19 protein-coding genes are annotated in these 19,040 nt (G+C 32.2%); 15 read left to right on the top strand and 4 right to left on the bottom strand.

Annotated elements, in window-relative coordinates; translation table 11 throughout:
• Nucleotides 1-72 precede the first annotated feature (72 nt).
• On the top strand, nt 73-480 hold the full coding sequence (locus tag Q5Y73_RS15140; RefSeq protein ID WP_305992927.1) for a GNAT family N-acetyltransferase: 408 nt from the start codon (nt 73-75) through the stop codon (nt 478-480).
• Nucleotides 481-538: 58 nt separating this feature from the next.
• Here Q5Y73_RS15140 and Q5Y73_RS15135 read toward each other — a convergent pair whose 3' ends face one another.
• On the bottom strand, nt 539-937 hold the full coding sequence (locus tag Q5Y73_RS15135; protein ID WP_305992753.1) for a hotdog fold thioesterase: 399 nt from the start codon (nt 935-937) through the stop codon (nt 539-541).
• Between the two features lie 166 nt (nt 938-1,103).
• Between Q5Y73_RS15135 and Q5Y73_RS15130 the strand changes: the two genes are divergently transcribed.
• Together Q5Y73_RS15130 and Q5Y73_RS15125 are read left to right on the top strand one after the other, a co-directional pair.
• Entirely contained in the window at nt 1,104-1,775 is a 672-nt protein-coding gene (locus Q5Y73_RS15130) for a TetR/AcrR family transcriptional regulator (RefSeq protein WP_305992752.1), read from the top strand.
• Between the two features lie 3 nt (nt 1,776-1,778).
• Nucleotides 1,779-4,343: a PEP/pyruvate-binding domain-containing protein gene (locus Q5Y73_RS15125; RefSeq protein WP_305992751.1), complete on the top strand. Its 2,565-nt coding sequence runs from the start codon at nt 1,779-1,781 to the stop codon at nt 4,341-4,343.
• A 63-nt stretch (nt 4,344-4,406) separates the two neighbouring features.
• On the opposite strand, the gene Q5Y73_RS15120 is transcribed toward Q5Y73_RS15125, so the two are convergent.
• Nucleotides 4,407-4,958, bottom strand: a complete 552-nt coding sequence (locus Q5Y73_RS15120; protein WP_305992750.1) for a GNAT family N-acetyltransferase — start codon at nt 4,956-4,958, stop codon at nt 4,407-4,409.
• A 268-nt stretch (nt 4,959-5,226) separates the two neighbouring features.
• Between Q5Y73_RS15120 and Q5Y73_RS15115 the strand changes: the two genes are divergently transcribed.
• The 5 genes from Q5Y73_RS15115 (at nt 5,227) to Q5Y73_RS15095 (ending at nt 11,709) form a co-directional block, all read left to right on the top strand.
• A complete protein-coding gene (locus tag Q5Y73_RS15115) occupies nt 5,227-7,485 on the top strand; it encodes a YcdB/YcdC domain-containing protein (RefSeq protein WP_305992749.1) in 2,259 nt (752 codons plus the stop codon).
• 221 nt (nt 7,486-7,706) lie between these two features.
• Nucleotides 7,707-9,911 carry a DNA topoisomerase III gene (locus Q5Y73_RS15110; RefSeq protein ID WP_305992748.1) on the top strand — a complete coding sequence of 735 codons (2,205 nt, stop codon included), beginning with the start codon at nt 7,707-7,709 and terminating at the stop codon, nt 9,909-9,911.
• Between the two features lie 49 nt (nt 9,912-9,960).
• The gene (locus tag Q5Y73_RS15105; RefSeq protein ID WP_305992747.1) at nt 9,961-10,236 is read left to right on the top strand and encodes a hypothetical protein; all 276 of its coding nucleotides are present in this window, start codon (nt 9,961-9,963) and stop codon (nt 10,234-10,236) included.
• Between the two features lie 118 nt (nt 10,237-10,354).
• Nucleotides 10,355-10,843 carry a hypothetical protein gene (locus tag Q5Y73_RS15100; RefSeq protein WP_305992746.1) on the top strand — a complete coding sequence of 163 codons (489 nt, stop codon included), beginning with the start codon at nt 10,355-10,357 and terminating at the stop codon, nt 10,841-10,843.
• Between the two features lie 185 nt (nt 10,844-11,028).
• The gene (locus tag Q5Y73_RS15095) at nt 11,029-11,709 is read left to right on the top strand and encodes a hypothetical protein (RefSeq protein WP_305992745.1); all 681 of its coding nucleotides are present in this window, start codon (nt 11,029-11,031) and stop codon (nt 11,707-11,709) included.
• Here Q5Y73_RS15095 and Q5Y73_RS15090 read toward each other — a convergent pair whose 3' ends face one another.
• Both Q5Y73_RS15090 and Q5Y73_RS15085 read right to left on the bottom strand, forming a co-directional pair.
• The gene (locus Q5Y73_RS15090; RefSeq protein ID WP_305992744.1) at nt 11,710-11,964 is read right to left on the bottom strand and encodes a YkgJ family cysteine cluster protein; all 255 of its coding nucleotides are present in this window, start codon (nt 11,962-11,964) and stop codon (nt 11,710-11,712) included.
• A 117-nt stretch (nt 11,965-12,081) separates the two neighbouring features.
• Nucleotides 12,082-12,558 (bottom strand): GyrI-like domain-containing protein, encoded by a 477-nt coding sequence (locus Q5Y73_RS15085; protein ID WP_305992743.1) that lies wholly within the window; start codon nt 12,556-12,558, stop codon nt 12,082-12,084.
• Between the two features lie 189 nt (nt 12,559-12,747).
• On the opposite strand from Q5Y73_RS15085, the gene Q5Y73_RS15080 reads away from it, so the two are divergent.
• From Q5Y73_RS15080 to Q5Y73_RS15050, 7 genes are all read left to right on the top strand, one after another.
• Entirely contained in the window at nt 12,748-13,785 is a 1,038-nt protein-coding gene (locus Q5Y73_RS15080; RefSeq protein ID WP_305992742.1) for a hypothetical protein, read from the top strand.
• Nucleotides 13,786-13,869: 84 nt separating this feature from the next.
• Nucleotides 13,870-14,655, top strand: coding sequence for a GNAT family N-acetyltransferase (locus Q5Y73_RS15075; protein ID WP_305992741.1), 786 nt, complete (start codon nt 13,870-13,872; stop codon nt 14,653-14,655).
• 16 nt (nt 14,656-14,671) lie between these two features.
• Nucleotides 14,672-15,262, top strand: a complete 591-nt coding sequence (locus Q5Y73_RS15070) for a C39 family peptidase (protein ID WP_305992740.1) — start codon at nt 14,672-14,674, stop codon at nt 15,260-15,262.
• A gap of 52 nt (nt 15,263-15,314) precedes the next feature.
• Nucleotides 15,315-15,632, top strand: a complete 318-nt coding sequence (locus Q5Y73_RS15065) for a hypothetical protein (protein WP_305992739.1) — start codon at nt 15,315-15,317, stop codon at nt 15,630-15,632.
• An 11-nt stretch (nt 15,633-15,643) separates the two neighbouring features.
• Entirely contained in the window at nt 15,644-16,222 is a 579-nt protein-coding gene (locus Q5Y73_RS15060; protein ID WP_305992738.1) for a histidine phosphatase family protein, read from the top strand.
• A 31-nt stretch (nt 16,223-16,253) separates the two neighbouring features.
• Complete coding sequence (locus Q5Y73_RS15055) at nt 16,254-17,225, top strand: HD domain-containing protein (RefSeq protein ID WP_305992737.1); 972 nt, start codon at nt 16,254-16,256, stop codon at nt 17,223-17,225.
• Nucleotides 17,226-17,286: 61 nt separating this feature from the next.
• Complete coding sequence (locus Q5Y73_RS15050) at nt 17,287-18,765, top strand: serine hydrolase domain-containing protein (RefSeq protein WP_305992736.1); 1,479 nt, start codon at nt 17,287-17,289, stop codon at nt 18,763-18,765.
• Nucleotides 18,766-19,040 lie beyond the last annotated feature (275 nt).

Here is a 19,040-nt window from a genome sequence, read left to right as displayed (position 1 = left end):
TTCTCCTCCATGTAATATTACTATAAACTATTTTTTAAATATGAATTAAAGAGGAGAATAATAATGATGAATATTACAATTCAATTTGCAAATAAAAATAATTACGAATATGTAAAAACAAAGGACAAACATGTAGAACATGAAATGTTGCTTAGAAAAATAAAATCGAATGAAATCATTGTAGCAATGGAAAACAATAAAACAATAGGCTGGCTTAGATATAACTACTTTTGGGATAACACACCTTTTATGAATATGTTATGGATAGATGAATCATGTAGAGGCCAAGGAATAGGAAAAGAATTAGTTGAATTCTGGGAGAAAGAAATGAAAAAAAGTAATTATAATCTGGTTATGACTTCAACCCAGGCAAATGAAGAGGCCCAACATTTTTATAGAAAGTTGAACTATAAAGATAGCGGTAGTTTATTGCTAGAAAATGAACCATTGGAAATCATATTTGTAAAGAATTTAAAATAATGATTGAAAATCCAGAGCCATCTTAAAGAAGGCACTGGATTTTTTCTTTTACTTGACATTATTTTTTTCTTTTTATAACTGCCATTGTACATCTTGAAATGCATACTAATTTTTCTTCCTCATCTACTATTTTGATATCCCACACCATGGTATTTCTACCACGATGATAGGTAGTTCCAATTGCTTTTACTTTCCCACTCCTCACAGCACGTAAATGGTTTGCATTAATTTCTAGGCCAACTGCATTTTCATTTTCTTGATCAATTAAAAAAAATGTTCCTATACTCGCTACTGTTTCAGCTAATGCAACGGATGCACCTCCATGCAATATCCCAAAAGGTTGTTGTGTTCTTTCATCAACAGGCATTGTGGCCACAATTTTTTCATCGGATAATTCTACAATTTCAATACCTAAATTAGAAACTAACGTATTATCTAAACTTAAAGAATCTGCCATAGGTTGACTCCTCCTTGTAATGATTGACTATTTTAGTTCTCTATTCTTATTTTACAACATTTCCCTTAACTGTGATCAAAATTTTTTTGGTTTTTTGACTTATTTTAAAAATTAGAGTAAGATAAGGTTACAAACCGACCGTCGGTCTGTAAAAGGAGACTTCTAAATGGACTTAAAACAAAAGATTATAAGTACGGCTTATGATTTATTTGCGGAAAAAGGGTATGAAAAAACAACCGTATCAGAAATTATTGAATTAGTAGGAAGTTCAAAAGGTGGATTTTATCATCACTTTAAATCAAAGGACGAGATTCTTGAAGCCATTACAATGAATTATATAAACAAATTAAAGTTGAATTATGAGGAGATTTTTAGAGACACTGATCTTACTGTTATAGAATCCATAAATTTAGTATTTTTAAAAATAAGCAGATATAAGGTCGATCAAATCGAAGAATGGCCAAAAATGAAAACACTATTTTCTTTTAAAGGTAATCACATGATATTAAGAAAATTAGCAGACCGATTTGAAGAAATGACAATTGAATGCTATATGAAATTATTTACAAAAGGGAAAGAAGAAAGAGTATTTGATGTTCAATACCCAAAATTGTTGGCTGGATTATGGACACGGGAAGTCATGATGATTTTCAATAAATCCAGAGAAGTGATTTATGCAGAAAACACAGATGTATTACAGGAATTTGAAGATCTATTGGATTTCACGGAAACTTTATTGGTTCAAACATTGGGATTGAAAAATTATCTCATTAAAATAAAGGAACCCGCTCTTGATTATGTTCATAGTGCAATTAATGAGCGGAAAGGGGAGGAATAATAAATGAACTTATGGTTTGAGGAAATTGGGGGTGAAGATTTTCATTTAGTTGGGGGAAAAGGGTACAATTTAAGCAGGATGTACAATTTAGGTTTAAATGTTCCAAATGGGTTTGTCATTTCAACAGTAATTTATGATGAGTATTTAATGAACAACAAATTAATAGAAAAAATAAATGAGATTCTTAACCTAGGTGAATCCTCACTTAAACAGTCTGAAGTGATAAAAGAATATTTTAAAGAGGAACTCATTTCAAATGAACGAATCAAACAAATTGAGTTAGAGGTAAGTAAATTTGCTAGTGGCCGGTTGGCAATAAGAAGCAGTTCAACTGCAGAAGACTTGCCTGGCATGAGTTTTGCTGGTCAATACAACACTTATCTTAATGTGACGATAAAAGATGTTGTTAAGAAGATCATTTTATGCTGGCAATCTCTGTGGAATGAAAGAGCTATTGAGTATAGAAAGAAATATAAGATTTCATCAGATTTCTCACACGCAGTAGTGATTCAAGAAATGGTGAATGCCAAAATATCAGGAATAATATTTACTGCAAATCCCTTAACTGGTGTAAGAAATGAATTTCTCATTAATTCATCATACGGTTTGGGGGAAGCCATTGTTAGTGGGGAAGTCAATCCAGATCAATATACAGTAAATAAAGATGACAGAACAATCATTAAAAAAGAGATTTCCTCTAAAGATATTTTGTGTCAGTTCTCAGAAGAGGGGATTCAATATGTTCCAGTGGAAAATCATAAAAGAACAGCAAATTCATTGCAACAACAACATATTCAGATGATTGTTAACGAAGCAGAGAAAATTCAGAACTATTTTGGTCTGCCTCAAGATATTGAATTTGCGATTAACGATAAAGATGAGTTTTTTGTTGTTCAATCAAGGGATATTACCTCATTATTTCCGATAGAAAATTTGGATCAAGATGGGAAACTTAGAGCTTATTTATGTGTAAATACTGTCATGTTAGGGATGAAAGAGCCTTTTACTCCATTAGGATTTGATATGTTTAGTGAATCACTGCCAGCGATGATTAATATTATGACTTCACGAAAAAAACCGATTAATAAAAAGTTTGTTAAATATACGGATGGCCGCATTTTTGTAGATATTAGTTATTTGTTATCTAATAAATTCATAGGCAAACAATTTGGTAAAGCGTTTGCAGGAAACGACCTACCACTTGAAGAAACTATGAATAAATTGATTTTGCAGCACGGAAAAAAATTGTCTAAACAGGGAATTAAATTTAGAATTCCTTGGGGAGTTATCAAATATGGATATATGGGAATACAAAAATTACGTGAAGCAAAAAAAATCCCTATTACAGAACGGTACGATCATTTGAAATCAATAGGAGAAACAGTTATCCAAGAGCATATAAAAAAAGCAGCTAAACTTGAATCAATAGAGGATAAACTGGATTTTATGAAAATTGTGATGATTGAAGCTTTTAATTTAGCTGTTTCGAAACAGAGCTGGTACTGTACTGAATATATGAACTTTCCTAAAATAGAAAAAAAAATATGGAAAATGTATGGGGATACCTTTGACATTACTCCTTTAACAAAATCATTTCCAGGCTGTATTTCCGTTGAATTGGGTATGTTGCTTAATCAGCTAGCAAAATACTTTGACGAGTATAAGATTGAACCCACAAAAAACCACCCCAAAATCAAGGAATTATTAAATAAATTTGGGCATCGTAGTACTGTAGAATTAGATTTTGGTATAAATAGATGGTCTGAAGACCCAGAATATATGATTAGTTTAATTAAATCTTATATGGTGGATCAGATGTACTATCGAAATATAGCAGAAATTAATGAGAATGGAGAGAAAGCTGATCTACTCATAGAAGAGATTTATCAAAAAATAAAAGTAGATAAAGGAAAAAGAAAAGCTCTAAAAATGAAACAAATGATGATCGATTATCGCATTGCTGCTGGGATGAGGGAATACCCGAAATTTGATATAGTAAGAATGATGACTATCGCAAGGGGAGTTATGCTGGATGTTGGTGAAGAATTTAAAAAAGATGGTTTCATTGAAGAGGTTGAGGATATTTTTTATTTAAGAGAATCGGAAATTATAAATAAGAAGAAATTAAGACAAGTTGTTATCAAAAATAAACACACTTATCAAAAGCAGCTCACTAGAACAACGATTCCAAGAATTATCCTAAATACAGGAGAAACCTATTATTCAGCACAGAAATTTGATCCAAATAGTAAGATGCTGCAGGGAATGCCTTTATCTGCTGGTACTTATGAAGGAAAAGTGCGGGTTGTTATAAATCCAACTGATTCTAATTTGTTGGAAGGAGAAGTTCTAGTTACTGAGAGTACTAATCCAGCTTGGACCCCATTATTTATTACTGCAAAAGGTTTGATAATGGAATATGGTGGACCTGTAAGTCATGGAGGAATCGTTGCAAGGGAATATGGAATCCCTGCCGTCGTTGGTATTCCCTCAGCGACAAGTGTGTTAAAAGACGGTCAGATGGTAAGAGTGAATGGAGAGACTGGCAAAGTTGAAATATTGGAATAATATTTTTAATTTAATATGTGTGGACATGAATAAAACTCGCTGACTTGCGAGTTTTTCTACTTATTATTGGTTTGTATCTTCATCATCATTTATAATGGCAAGCGTTTGGTGATCTTCCCATTTACCATTAATTCTTACATTTTTGATGGCGATTCCTTCTTTGTGAAAACCTGCTTTTTCCAATACTTTTATTGAAGCTTTGTTATGCGGCATAACTCCAGCCTCAATTCGATGTAGATTTAGCTCTTTAAAGGCATACTCTACAGCTAGTTTCAATGCCTCTGACATGTATCCTTTTCCATTTTGTTTTTTGTCTAGGTAGTATCCTATCCAGCAGCTTTGCAAATCACTTCTCACAACTTCAGATAATGCAACATTTCCTATCAATTCCCTATTGTCTAGAAGGAAAACTCCGAATGAATAACCAGCGTCCTCTTTTGCAAATAGTATACTTTTTTCAATTCGCTCTACTTGTCCTTCTAATGAGTAAAACTTCTCGTTTCTTAAAGGAGTATATAACTGGAAAAAATCTTTATTATCTAGTTCTAGTTTCAGCATATTCTCAGCATCAGAAATGTCTAATAGTTTAATATATATTCCTTGATTTTTTATCACTTTAATTCCTCCTCAATTCCAACTTATTCATCAAATCGTTTTACATATAAAATGCAAGTTGATCAAATCATTTTACCGTTGGAATGCCAGCTCGACTTAGCTTGGTTTACGATTTGTTATGTTATTAAAGTTTTTTACATCATATCATAATCTATTATGAAGCCAAATATAATGAATGGATTTGAAGGTTAATATTGACAATCAAGTTGAAATATACTAATTTTAAACAAAGTAGATACCATTTTATAGAAATGTTGGAGGTTAATGAATGATTAAAAAAAAGTTTATATCAGTAATCGTATTTTTTCTATTATTCACTACAGTTGTTCCTACTAGTTTCGCAGAAGGTAATTCTGTTGAAGAAACTATCAATTTAATATCCGAAAATCAGATATCTGATGAGGTAGAAGAGGTGACAAAGGAAAATTTAATTAAAAAGGTGAAGGAATTGTTCCCTGATCAATTTTCTTCAGTAAACGAACAAAATTTTATATACGAAGGATACAATTCTTCTGGAGATGGTGCCAAGACATATGATTTATCATATGAAGAGGAAGCAGATCAATTCACTGGTTCCTATGTACGCAGCAACTTCTCCTTTTATGGCGATGAATTGATACTCACTAGCTTTTATTTTAGGGGAGACAAGGATAAAGAGAATGCATTATTTCCTCCCGCAATTACACAAGATGAAGGTCTGGGGATTGCAAAAGAATTTCTCAATCAATTTATAGACTTAAACGATTATGAAGTGAAATTAAGTGAATATAGATCCTACTCTCAGAGACCTTTAACTGAACCTGTGCAGTATGAGTATGAATTTTATAAGGTAAAAAATGGTCTTCGTATCTCTGATCAGCAAGGAAGGATTACAGTTTTAGGAAATGGTGAAATCATTAGTTACTATTATCATAATTATGCTATCTCCTTAGAAGAACATACTTTTGATGCTGTAGATGGAATTTTATCTGAGGTAGATATTCAAACTCAACTAGAGAACGATTTAAATGTCGAACTGCAGTATATTACAGAATGGAATAAAGGTATAGATGAAGCTGAAATAACACTGGCTTATATGATACAACCTGAACTCAATATGATGAAAGCCAATGATGGTACATATTTTGTTAAAGGAGAGTTTGTCGAGTACAAACCTGTTTCAGAGTATCAGGTCATTTCAGATGCTGTTCAAATACCAACATCTAGTTTCAATAAAGAAAACATTGAAGATTATTCGTTGCAAATCATTAGCCAAGTGTTAGATATTGAACAAACTGAAATTAGTATAGAAAATGTAAACGAAAGGAGGAGGCAGGAGGATTTAAGTTATAGCATTACATTTAAAATAAATGAAAATTATGGCGACATTACATTTAATGGAATCAATGGAGATGTAACTGATCTATACTTATACAGCTTTAATAGACCATCAGACACTACTGATGATGCTGAATTATCCTTAGAAGTTGCTAGAGAAAGGGCTATTGAATATTTACAACTGTTCTCTCCTGCTGCATCCGAAGGGCTGGCGTGGAAAGAGGATTCATATAATCAATATGATGAGAGGGATGACTATTATAATTTTGAATTTACTAGATTAATCAATGGCATTCCTTATACAGGGGATTATATCTATGTTAGAATTTCCAAAGAAGACAAATTATTAAGTTATTCAGTAAATATAGATACGAATCTTGAATTTCCTGATGCTGACCCGATAATAAACAAAGAAGAGGCAATATCTGTTTATCTGGAAGAGATGTCCACTGATTTATATTATTTTAGACAAGATAACTTCTGGTATGGATATTATGAAGAAAATGAACAGGATGATCATTACAAACTTGTATATGGTATTGATTATGGTCCTGGGTATTTAGATGCAATGACTGGAGAACGAGTATTGAGAAGTTACGAATCAGATTCAATCGAAACGCCTAATATTACCGTTGACCATCCATGGGCGTCAGCTGAGCTTAATTATATGATCCAAAGTGGAATTATAACGAAGGATACTTTTGAACAAGTAAAAACTGACGAACCATTAAACGTTGAGGAAGGATTAAACATTTTATTAAAGTCGTTGTATTATAACGATATTATTGTTGGCTATGCGGATAGTTTAGAAGGATCTCAATCTTTTAAAAACGTTAGTGATTCAGCAGCTTCTTATGAAATTGTAGAAGCAGCTGCTCAAAGAGGAATTATTAATACAGAGCTAGAGATTTTTGATTTAGAAGAACCGTTGACTAGAGAAAGATTGGCTTATTGGTATGTTCGTTTCTTAGGATTACAAGTAATGGCAGAACAAGAAGATTTATATTCGACCAGTTTTACAGATGTAGATCAAATTTCAGAGGAATACACGGGTCATGTGGCTATTGCAAATGCGCTAGGAATTATTACAAAAGATGATCATGGTACCATACGTCCAAAAGAACCTGTTACCTTAGCGCAATTAGCCGTTTCAATTGGTAAACTAGTAAATGTGATGAATCAAATGGATAAAATAAGAACTTTTTATTAGAATTTATGGTTCTTTCCATCAGTCCTTAATATGAACTTGTATAATATTAATCACACTGAATCCTTTTCTAAGATCAGTGTGATTTTCTTTGTTTTTGTCGAGCCTATATGCTTAGTAAAAATATTATATTGTAATAAAAAATTAAATGTTTTATAAAAATAATCAAGAATGTGGTATAGTAAGGCTATTATTTTGTACTTAAAGTTATGGAGAGATTAAATATGAAAACGATTGTACTTGCAGAAAAACCTTCTGTTGGAAGAGATATAGCAAGAGTATTAAACTGCAATAAAAAAGGAAATGGTTTTTTTGAAGGGAATCATTATATCGTGACGTGGGCATTAGGTCATCTAGTTACGCTTGCTGATCCAGAATCCTATGAAGATAAATATAAATCTTGGCGAATTGAAGATTTACCCATGCTGCCACAAAAGTTAAAGCTAGTCGTTATTCGAAACACTTCAAAACAGTTTCAAACTGTGAAAAAGCAGATGACTAGAAAAGATGTAAAAGATATTGTTATTGCAACAGATGCTGGAAGAGAAGGAGAATTAGTGGCAAGATGGATCATAGAAAAAGCACACTGTCGCAAACCTGTTCATAGACTTTGGATTTCTTCTGTTACTGATAAGGCTATTAAAGATGGGTTTAAACAACTGAAACCAGGAAAACAGTATGAGAATTTGTATTCTTCAGCATCAGCACGAGCAGAAGCAGATTGGGTGGTCGGGATCAATGGAACACGAGCTTTAACTTGTAAATTCAACGCACAATTATCTTGCGGTAGAGTACAGACACCAACGTTGTCCATGATTTCAAAACGAGAAGAGGAAATTACATCTTTTAAGCCAAAAACCTTTTATGGTATCAAATCAGTAGTGCAGCCATCAGTGACATTTACTTGGCAGGACATTAAAACAAAAGAGATTCGATTATTTGATGAATCGCAAATAGATCGGATTCTATCTTCTATAAGGAATCAATCTTTAGTCATACAAGAAGTTAAAAAAACACCCAAAAAGAGCTTTGCACCTGCGTTATATGATCTAACGGAATTACAAAGAGATGCAAATCGATTATTTGGATATTCTGCAAAAGAAACACTGTCCATTATGCAGCGATTATACGAAACGCATAAATATTTAACATACCCAAGAACGGATTCCAGATTCTTATCATCTGATATTGTTGACACGCTGAAGGATCGAATTCGCGCTTGTTCGGTTTCTTCTTATAAAGAAGTAACATCTAATCTTTTGAATGCTAATATTAAACCAAACAAATCATTTGTTGATAATAGTAAAGTATCAGATCATCATGCCATTATTCCAACAGAGCAAAAAGTAAACTTAAGGGATTTAAATGATAAGGAATTAAAAATATATGATCTAGTTGTGAAAAGATTTCTAGCTGTATTAAGTCCTCCGATGGAGTTTGAACAAACAATCGTACGGGCTGTCATTGGTGAACAATTATTTATAGCTAAAGGGAAAAGAGTGATTTCTCCAGGTTGGAAAGAAGTTTACGGAAAATCACCTAATGATGAGTTAGATGAAGATGGGAAAAATGAACAGGATCAATCTTTACCAACTTTTCAAAAGGGACAAAAACTAGAAGTGCTGCAGATGAAAAAAACAGAGGGTGAAACGAAACCTCCTGAATTTTTCACAGAAGGTACATTGCTTTCTGCCATGGAAAATCCTCAAAAATATATGGATGCAGAAAGTGGAAAATCTTCTTTAGCTCGTACGTTAGGTGAAACTGGGGGCCTAGGAACGGTTGCTACACGAGCAGATATCATTGAGAAACTATTGGGCACTTTTTTAATTGAAAAAAGAGGGAAATATTTAAATATCACCTCAAAAGGAAAACAACTTCTAGAGTTAGTACCAGAGGATCTTAAATCGCCAGCTTTAACTGCGAAGTGGGAACAAAAGCTAACAGCCATTTCAAAAGGGAAGTTATCGAAGCAAACCTTCGTACAAGATATGAGAGGATATGCGAAGCAGATTGTTTCTGAGATTAAACAAAGCGAACAAAAGTTTAAACATGACAATATGACAACAACAAGATGTCCTGAGTGTGAAAAACCAATGCTAGCCGTTAATGGGAAAAAAGGAAAAATGCTTGTTTGTCAGGATCGTGAATGTGGACATCGAAAAAATGTTGCTAGAACCACAAATGCACGCTGTCCGCAATGTAAGAAAAAAATGGAGTTAAGAGGTGAAGGAGAAGGGCAAATATTTGTTTGCAGCTGTAACTATCGAGAGAAACTATCCTCCTTCCAGCAAAGAAAAGAAAAGGAAAAACAAGGAAAAGCATCTAAACGTGATGTTGCTCAGTATATGAAAAAGCAAAATAAAAAAGATGACGAACCTATGAATACTGCTCTTGCAGATGCATTGGCTAAGTTGAAATTAAAATAATTGATTTTTCATTTACAATAAACAATAAATGATATTAGAGGTGTAAAAATTGAGTGGATTAAGTCGTAATAATTGGGGAGATATCCGTAAGAAAGGGAAAATAAAGTATATCTGGAAGAGAGGTATTCTAACTTATGGGTTTCCTGTAGGAATTCTTATTGTATTTTTTCAAATGAGTATGGATATGGGTTTTACTAATATTTTTAATTTAGGAAATATCATAGGTGGTTTGGTTGCAGGTCTCTTAAACGGTTTTATGATCGGAGTATTATATGGCTTGATTATGTGGGCTTATTATGAATGGAAATGGAGAAAAGGCAATTAGTTAATATGGATAAGTGCGGATTTTATAATAAATCGATAGCCAACTGGTCTATCATCAAATCCAATGAGCGTACATCATAAAATAGAATGTATTTTATTTTATTCTTGGAGGTGAGTACATGGGATTTTTTGATAAAACGATTTGTGATTGTTGCGTTTGTCCGATGCAGGGTGTAATGCAACAAATAACAGATTTAGGTGTTTTTATCGATACAACTAGTGGTAATCAAACTGTTGTTGGACAAATCATTTCTGCTGATAATTTTATAGCTAATACTTCAGAAGGTTCAGTTCCTATATGTAATGTCACTGGTATTGGAGGTACTTTAGGTAGTGTTGACATAAATGAGATTACACTAAAACCAATAAGTATAGATAACAAAGGAGAATGTCGTTGCTGTGAGGATCCAGCTACAAATGAATTGCAATCACTTACTAATGAAGAAGTAGAAATAGAATATGTTGGAGGATCAAATCCAATTCCCGTCACAGGAATTGTTTCAAGAGTTGGTGAAGGAATTGTAATTTTAGCCTTTACTTTTGATCCGACAAGCATTAATAGAATTATATCTACATGTCAAATTACAAGGATTAATCCGAATCGATAAAACAAAATTATTATTTATTTATAATGAAATAGAAAGGCTAATATTTATTTTTATAAATAATTAGTCTTTTTGAGTTTCAATATAATCTTCTATTTTAGATATATTTATGATATGCTATAATTAAATTGATTGAATAATCAATTTAATTATAGTTAACTGATACAATTAGAAAAGGAGATATAGAGTTGAAAATATTATTGTTTATTTTACTGCGTTTACTTTTTGAACCCTCCCCTAAAATCTCAATTTCTGATGAAGAAAAAGCACTTTTCGAAAAAATATATATAAAAACTTGCAATCAAGAAAATAAGCTAGTCCAGTATAATCTTTTTATTCCAAAATACAAATTTATGCAGTATTTAGCTGAAACAAAAGACATTATTTTTCATGGATCAAATAACAGTGGAATTGCAGTGTTTGAACCTCGGAAACAAACGTTATACAATGGAAAGTTGACTAATGCGGTTTTTGGATCAAAAGACCCAATATGGCCTATCTTTTATGCTGTTTTTAACAGGGCATTACTCACGGGAAACTTTAGAAATGGTTGTGTAACCGCTGATGGAAAACAATATTTTCATTTTTATTCCATAGATTCAGAAACCATGGATAAAAAACCATGGATGAGTGGAATGGTTTATGGTATACCAGCTGATTCTTTTATACATGTAAGCAAGGAAAGGGTACAGTTCGCTGAATGGATAAGTTTAAAAAAAGTAAGACCTACCATAAAACTAAAGGTAGATCCGAGTGATTTTTATTATTTAAAAAATGTAGGAAAACACAATTCAGTGGAATCGCATTTAAAAACACTATTTTTTTACAAAGTTAGGAAGATTATGAAAAGAAATAGTAAGGGGAATTAATTAAGGATTGGTTATGTTTTCCAAAGTGGTTAAGTTTCTAAAAGCATCCTCATTATTTCCTCCACAAATTTCTTGTGAAGCTTTTAATGAAGAACACACTTCTGGTCGTTCAGGTTGTCCAAACAATTTGCATTTGTTATCCTCTGTTAATTGAACACAACGCACACCTGCTGGTTTTCCATTAGGCATGCCTGGAATAGGAGAGGAGATGGATATTACGATACAACATGCTGCACAGCCAATTCTACAATCCATAATGTCACCTCGTTATTTTTCATCAGAGAACATCATCATACCTAATTTAAATTACAAATGGTTCAGATATAATATTACAAAAATTATAAAGTTTATATACACATGGAAATGATAGTATTATATAATAGTATCATATAATTCAACATCTATTTTTTTGGAATCCTGCCAACTATGAAATTTCTCTAAATGCCATGAATCGGTCATTCTAGTAAACCCTTCATCCTTTATCCAACGATGTAATTGACTATAAGCATCCATTATTTTGAAATTTGAACCTCTGTGCCTTATTACTGCATATTTTTGTGGGGGAACAGTTAAAGTTACCATATCTTCAGGTACATCAACGTATGATTTGACTTCAACACAAATCCAATACCCATCTTTTTCTTCTGAACTATCAATTGCGTTGAATACTCCAATTTGAAGAGATGGGTTCACTACATGTTTTACTTCATTTAATCGAGTATATAGTAATTTTGATGCTTTAGGAATTTCCTTAATGTATTGCTCTCCAGTACACACAACACGAAATCCCACAAGTTTTAATTCATGAATTTCTTCTACAAATATTTGATGCATCATATTTTGTGACATAAACAAAGCTCCTTTGATTTCCATATTATGTTATCTATTTGTTTTAATTCTTCAATTTTATTATATTTCCTTCTTTAAATTAACAATTAATCTATCTTTTATCAGAACAAATGTTTGTTTGAACATCCAATTTGTGGTACAATTTATTCATACGATTAGTTATCTCATTATAATAGAGAGGTGATTGAATTGATAGTTTCACAGTGGAATCTAGTGGAAGACATAAATCAATTTGATTTAGGCGAATCTGGAGCAAAGTCTAGTATATTCTGTGATCGTGAAGCTTTATATTTTGATCATTTGCATACTTCTCCAGTTTTATATTCAGAAGATATAAGTTTAAATAGTTTTCGCTTGGAAGCAGAAGTAGCTTTTCCAGAGCCAATGGGTTTTGCGGGATTTGTATTTGATGCACGTGATTCATCTAATTATGAACTGATATATGTATCTCCTGGTAACGATATAAATCATGGGGAAGTACAATACGATCCCATAATGAATGGATCTAGCACATGGCAAATATATCATGGTTCCTTATATCAAGCACCTGCTATAATACCTGTAGGGGAATGGGTGAAGTTAACTTTGGATGTGCAACCAAACGGAGCTTTATTGTACATTGGTGATCTTTCTACTCCTCAACTTATTATCCGAAATTTAAAACATGGCCGCACAAATGGTAAAGTTGGGATTTGGGGGAACTTGCCTTGTTATGTTAGTAATTTTTCAATTAAAGAAATTAACACTATACATATTCCTGATGATAAAAAAATGAATCCGACAAGATTAATTATCGATACCTTTATTACAGAATGGATGATTTCAAAGCCTTATCTATATAATGAAAAATTACAATTACCTAATGATTGGTTAAAAGCAGATGTAGAAGAAAATGGGGTTTTGAACATAAATCGTTTGTATCCAATTGAACAAAAGGATTCAGCCGTACAAGTGAAATATATATTTTCTCTATCAGAAAATTTACATACTAAATTAACTATGGGCTTTAGTGATATGATAAAGCTTTGGATTAATGAAGAGGAAGTCTATCAAGGTCAATGTTTATGGAATCCTCCAGAAAGCGATGGAAGAATCCGAGCTGACGATGTGGTTATACCTGTTAGGTGGCGAAAAGGGATGAATACAATTCGAGCAGAAATTATCAACCATGAGAATATGTTTGGTTGGGGGTTGAGCTTAAGATCAGGAATATATAAACTGGAATGAAAATATTAAAGAGAATCAGACTTTCAGGGGGAGTTTTTATATAAGTTTGATGACCTTATTACATTCAAAATGAAGGAGCAACAAATGACAACTTTACAAGATATTTTTGCATTAGATTATGCATATTTAGAGACGTTTACTAATCAAATAGATACAACTTGGGGTTCCATATTTTATAATGAAAACCAACCCAATTATTATACTGCTAATCATGCTCATATAAGCAATGAGTGCCAAAATCCACAGAAGGTAATAAAGGATGTTATTGATTTTTTTAACTCTAAAAATATCATACCGAGATTTTATATTTATAATTTAAAAGTTCAACAAGATTTATTATCTGAATTAAAATCAAGTGGGTTTAAATATGAAGAATTCATTAGTCCAGTTCAATTATGGAATAATGATGTGGTTGAAATAATGAATAAAAAACATGTTAAGGTTGAAAAAGTAACAAACAAAAATCTCCAAGAAGCTTTAGAACTAGAGTGCAGCATTAAAGAGTTTGGTGAAAAGGAAACTATAGAGAAGCTTTATAAGGAGCAATATGAGCATCACGCTTTTACACATTACCTTCTTCGATATAACGGTAAAGCATGTTCAACTGCTTGTATATTTGTAAATGATAAGCAAGCTCAAATGGAAAGTGTAGCAACTATAGAGGAGTTTAGAGGAAAAGGATTAATAGGTGAGCTCATTCATTTTATACAAAGAGAAGTAATTGATAGAGGAGTAGAGAAACTTTGGGTTTTTCCTATAAATGAATCAGTAGAGAAAGTGTATCGAAAATATGGCTTTCAAACGGTATTTAAAATGAACTCAGGTCATGCTTATTTAAGTGGCAAAAGTATCAAAGAAATCCATGGATAAGGAGAAAAAATTAACAATGATTTCTGAAATGAATATTGAGAGAACAGTAAATTCAGATTTTGGAATGAATTACTGTTTCTATGTACCTCGTTATCCACAACATTTTGCTGCAGAAGATTGGCCTAATGATGTTTCCTGTGAAGGGGAGGGACCTGATTATTGGGGGAGAAGGTGCTGTGGGCTTGCAAGTCTGCGTATGATCATAGGCCACTTTAACAAAAATGTGCCGATGCAATATGAATTACTGAAAAATGGATTAAATCAAAATGCTTATTGTACTAAGGGATGGATCCATAAAGGGTTAGCTGAGCTAGGATCGGATTATGGATTGAAAGGCACACCTATCGCTATAAAAGATGGAGCTCACCTTCAAAAAATTCTGGTAACGAACGGACCTGTTATTGTTTCCATTACAGAATCATTTCCTGAAGATGGTCGTAAGGGTGGTCATCTTATCGTTGTATGCGGTCGGCACCAACACGATCAAGAGACAACGATTACCTTTCGAGATCCATCCAAATGGGGAGAAAATCATAGTCACGTTTCAGAAAAAAGATTTTTAAAAAGTTTTTCTGGCCGAGGAATCTATTTTTCAGAAAAGCTTTAATGGATATGGACATTTTTATTCAAATAGCAACATTACAGAGGAGACTACATAAATGAAGGTTATTACTTTGTGTGGTTCGACAAAATTCAAGGAACAATTTAGAGAAGCAGAAGCATTTCTTACATTAGAAGGAAATATTGTCATAAGCCTTGGTTTTTTTGAAAAAAGTGAAGGAATTAAAATCACACATGAACAAGAAAAACTTTTTAAAGATATGCACTTTAGAAAAATTGATATGTCTGACGAAATATTTGTGATTGATCTTAATGGATATAAAGGTGAAAGTACAAAAAATGAAATAGAATACGCTAAATCTAAAGGGAAAGATATACGTTATTATTCTAAGCACAAACTTCCAAACAACAAATGAGGCGATAAAATTTGACAACGATAGGTTTAATTAGGCATGGAATAACCGATTGGAATATTGAAGAGAAAGCTCAAGGTCATTCAGATATACCACTAAATGAAAAAGGTAGAATTCAAGCACAACGAGTTGCAACTAGGCTCTTAAATGAAAATTGGGATATGCTTATTTCTAGCAATTTATCTCGAGCTGGTGAAACGGCACAAATCATAGGTAAGACTTTAAATATTCCTACTCTCTTATATGATGAAAGATTACGAGAAATAAATTGTGGCAAAATTGAAGGGATGACAGAGGAAGAGAGAGTTTCCAAATGGGGAATAAATTGGCGTGAAGCAGATATAGAGATGGAGCATTATAATGATGTAGCTCTAAGAGGAGAGTTTGTTCTGAAAGAAATTATTAATTCTTTTAATGGAAAAAAAGTTCTTGTTGTTAGTCATGGAGCATTGATAGGATTAACACTACAAAAAATACTTCCTCTACAATTTCCCAAAACGTATATCGATAATACTTCAATTACTATTCTTACATATATAAATCAAACCTGGAAGTGTCCCCTGTATAACTGCACAAATCATCTATATAAATAATTTATAATTATGAAATGAATAGGAGAAAGAGATGAAATTAGTTGATCCTTTATACGGTACTTTTGAAGTCGAAGATGTAATAGCAGAATTAATCGAAACCGATGCAATACAGAGGTTAAAAAAAATTCATCAAGGTGGAGCAAGTTATTTAATCAATCCTAAATGGTGTGTTAATAGATATGACCATTCTGTAGGAGTCTGCTTGCTAATTAGAAAATTAGGAGGATCAATAGAAGAACAAATAGCGGGACTTCTTCATGATATTTCTCACACCGCTTTTTCTCATGTAGTTGATTACGTATTGAAGAACAAACAAGAAGATTATCATGAGGAAATATTTGAAAATATTTTAAATCAATCAGAAATTCCTAAAGTTCTTAGTGAAAATGGATTTCATCATAAAGATATTTTATCAAGAAACTGGGGTATACTAGAACAGGACTTTCCTGACTTATGTGCTGATAGAGTGGATTATACTTTAAGAGATATGTACACTTATGGTGTCATCTCTAAAAAAGAAGTTAATACTTTTCTATCTACATTGCTTGTGTCGAATGGTAAAATATGCATCAATTCAATTGAAAGTGCCGGATGGTTTGTCAGCACTTATATTAAAGTAGTTATAGATTTCTTTTTGAATCCTTATAATGTTTATGGGAACCAACAATTTGCTCAAATTTTACAATTCTCATTAGAGAGTGAGATTATCACTTTAGAAGATTTACAACAAGATGATGAGAGTGTATTGGAAATGTTATGGAAAAATCCAAATGAAAAGTTAAAAAATCTTCTGCAACAATTACATCCTAATGTCTTGGTTGAAGATAATGAAGATGAGTATGACATTCATGTACGAAAGAAGACTCGTATTGTTGATCCTTTAGTTTATATTGGTGGTAAAACAAAGCGTGCATCAGAAGTATCGAAAACTGTTAGGAAGCAAAATAAAGAAGCGTTAGAGAAATCATTGAAAGGGGCTTTTGTTAAAATCATAAACTCCTAAATGAAAATCAAAATAGTAGTTAAACGTACTAGTAGAAATGTAGTGCTAGGGGGAATACAAGTTGATAGGTAATATAAGTATTGACATACCTGAAAATCATGGACTCTCCTCAAAGTCTTTAATGGATTTTTTTACAAAAATAGAGCAATTGAACTTAAATATCAACAGTTTTATGTTGCTGCAAAATGGCACCGTCACTTCTCAATTCTGGTGTAAACCTTATCGTTCTGATAGTCAACAATTACTATTTTCTTTAAGTAAAAGTTTTACATCCATCGCTGTTGGGATAGCATGTGATCATGGTTATTTTGATTTGCAAGATAAAGTGATTACATTTTTTCCGGATATGTTACCGGACAAAATATCATCTAATTTAGAAAAGATGACCATACATCATTTACTGTCTATGAATACAGGCCATCATGAAAATATATATAATACTATTGTTAAAGAAAAAGACTGGGTAAAGACATTTTTGTCTTTGGATGTAAAATATGAACCAGGAAGTTTTTACATATACAATACACATGCAACACATATGTTATCTGCTATTGTTGAAAAAGCAACAGGTCAAAGCTTAGTCGATTTTTTATTGCCTAAATTATTTGAACCACTAGGGTTAGATAGAGTATCTTGGGAAACTTCACCTACAGGTATTACAGCAGGTGGTATGGGATTGAGTCTAACTACTGAAGGAATAGCTAAGTTTGGTCAAATGTTATTGAATAAAGGTGAGTATGGCGGTAAACGAATTGTTTCTGAAGAGTATATTCGACTAGCGACGAGTGAGAAAAGTGATAATCGAATAGATGAAGAAAGAACTGACTTTGCTCAAGGATATGGATATCAATTTTTTTTATGTCGTGATGGATGTTATATGGGGAATGGTGCATTCGGTCAACTATGTTTCGTAGCTCCTCATAAAAACGTAGTGATAGCAGCAACATGTAGCATGAAAAATATGAAGCAGCAGTTTCCAATATTATTAGATCTGATTTATGAAAATATCATAAATCAGATAAAAGAGGAACATAACCATAAGTTATTAAATCAGGCAGAAGATTATAATAAGTTGCAGCAACAACTTAATTCTATGACTTATAAACTCCCTTTATCAAAACCAAATCCTGAGAATATTGTAAGATTAGGTGGTAGCCACTATATTTTTGATAGAAATAATCAAAATCTTCAAGATATTAGTTTTTCTCTTAGTGGGGATCAGCTGATATTTGAAGAGATGTATCAGAATAATGTAACAAGCAAGTTATTGTTTGATCTTACAAAACCTGTAACTACTTATCATACATTTATAAAAGATTTATCTGAACATCATCAAAAAGTTGTTACATACATAAGTTGGAAAGACATAAACACGTTAGAGCTAACAATATACTATATTGAAACACCATATGTCGTTACAAAAACATTTACTTTCATGAATCATCGTGTTTCACTACAATTTAACATAAATGTATCTTTTAATTTAGAGAATTATAATGTTAAAGGAATGCTTTCAAATGGAACTAACAGACAGATTTAATAAGATTGCTACTTTGCTATTGATTTCACTATAATTTAATGGTAAGATTTTCTTATTAAATTTGAAGGGAGTGAGATGAAGCGATGTCTAATTTTGAGAATATAACCTTGGGAATTAAATTTGCTGCGTCTCACTCAAACGGAAACTGTTTTATTAATGATTGAATGGCAAACAAACATGAGATCTATCTTTTTCAAAAGAAAAGTAAGCAAATCCACAGGTTATTCAAGAGAGCCTGTGGATTTTTTTGTCTTAATAAGAATATCTCAAATGAT

Source organism: Chengkuizengella axinellae (genome assembly GCF_030730905.1).
Classification (GTDB): domain Bacteria; phylum Bacillota; class Bacilli; order Paenibacillales; family KCTC-33759; genus Chengkuizengella; species Chengkuizengella axinellae.
The sequence above is the reverse complement of the archived record's forward strand: the minus strand, read 5'-3'. Positions and strand labels throughout refer to the sequence as shown.

Excerpts from the sequence above, each read along its gene's own strand:
- Q5Y73_RS15115 (WP_305992749.1), top strand. The coding sequence starts at position 5,227 with ATGATTAAAAAAAAGTTTATATCAGTAATCGTATTTTTTCTATTATTC.
- Q5Y73_RS15135 (WP_305992753.1), bottom strand. The coding sequence starts at position 937 with ATGGCAGATTCTTTAAGTTTAGATAATACGTTAGTTTCTAATTTAGGT.
- Q5Y73_RS15055 (WP_305992737.1), top strand. The coding sequence starts at position 16,254 with ATGAAATTAGTTGATCCTTTATACGGTACTTTTGAAGTCGAAGATGTA.
- Q5Y73_RS15075 (WP_305992741.1), top strand. The coding sequence starts at position 13,870 with ATGACAACTTTACAAGATATTTTTGCATTAGATTATGCATATTTAGAG.
- Q5Y73_RS15065 (WP_305992739.1), top strand. The coding sequence starts at position 15,315 with ATGAAGGTTATTACTTTGTGTGGTTCGACAAAATTCAAGGAACAATTT.
- Q5Y73_RS15125 (WP_305992751.1), top strand. The coding sequence starts at position 1,779 with ATGAACTTATGGTTTGAGGAAATTGGGGGTGAAGATTTTCATTTAGTT.
- Q5Y73_RS15110 (WP_305992748.1), top strand. The coding sequence starts at position 7,707 with ATGAAAACGATTGTACTTGCAGAAAAACCTTCTGTTGGAAGAGATATA.
- Q5Y73_RS15070 (WP_305992740.1), top strand. The coding sequence starts at position 14,672 with ATGATTTCTGAAATGAATATTGAGAGAACAGTAAATTCAGATTTTGGA.
- Q5Y73_RS15130 (WP_305992752.1), top strand. The coding sequence starts at position 1,104 with ATGGACTTAAAACAAAAGATTATAAGTACGGCTTATGATTTATTTGCG.
- Q5Y73_RS15085 (WP_305992743.1), bottom strand. The coding sequence starts at position 12,558 with ATGTCACAAAATATGATGCATCAAATATTTGTAGAAGAAATTCATGAA.
- Q5Y73_RS15100 (WP_305992746.1), top strand. The coding sequence starts at position 10,355 with ATGGGATTTTTTGATAAAACGATTTGTGATTGTTGCGTTTGTCCGATG.
- Q5Y73_RS15090 (WP_305992744.1), bottom strand. The coding sequence starts at position 11,964 with ATGGATTGTAGAATTGGCTGTGCAGCATGTTGTATCGTAATATCCATC.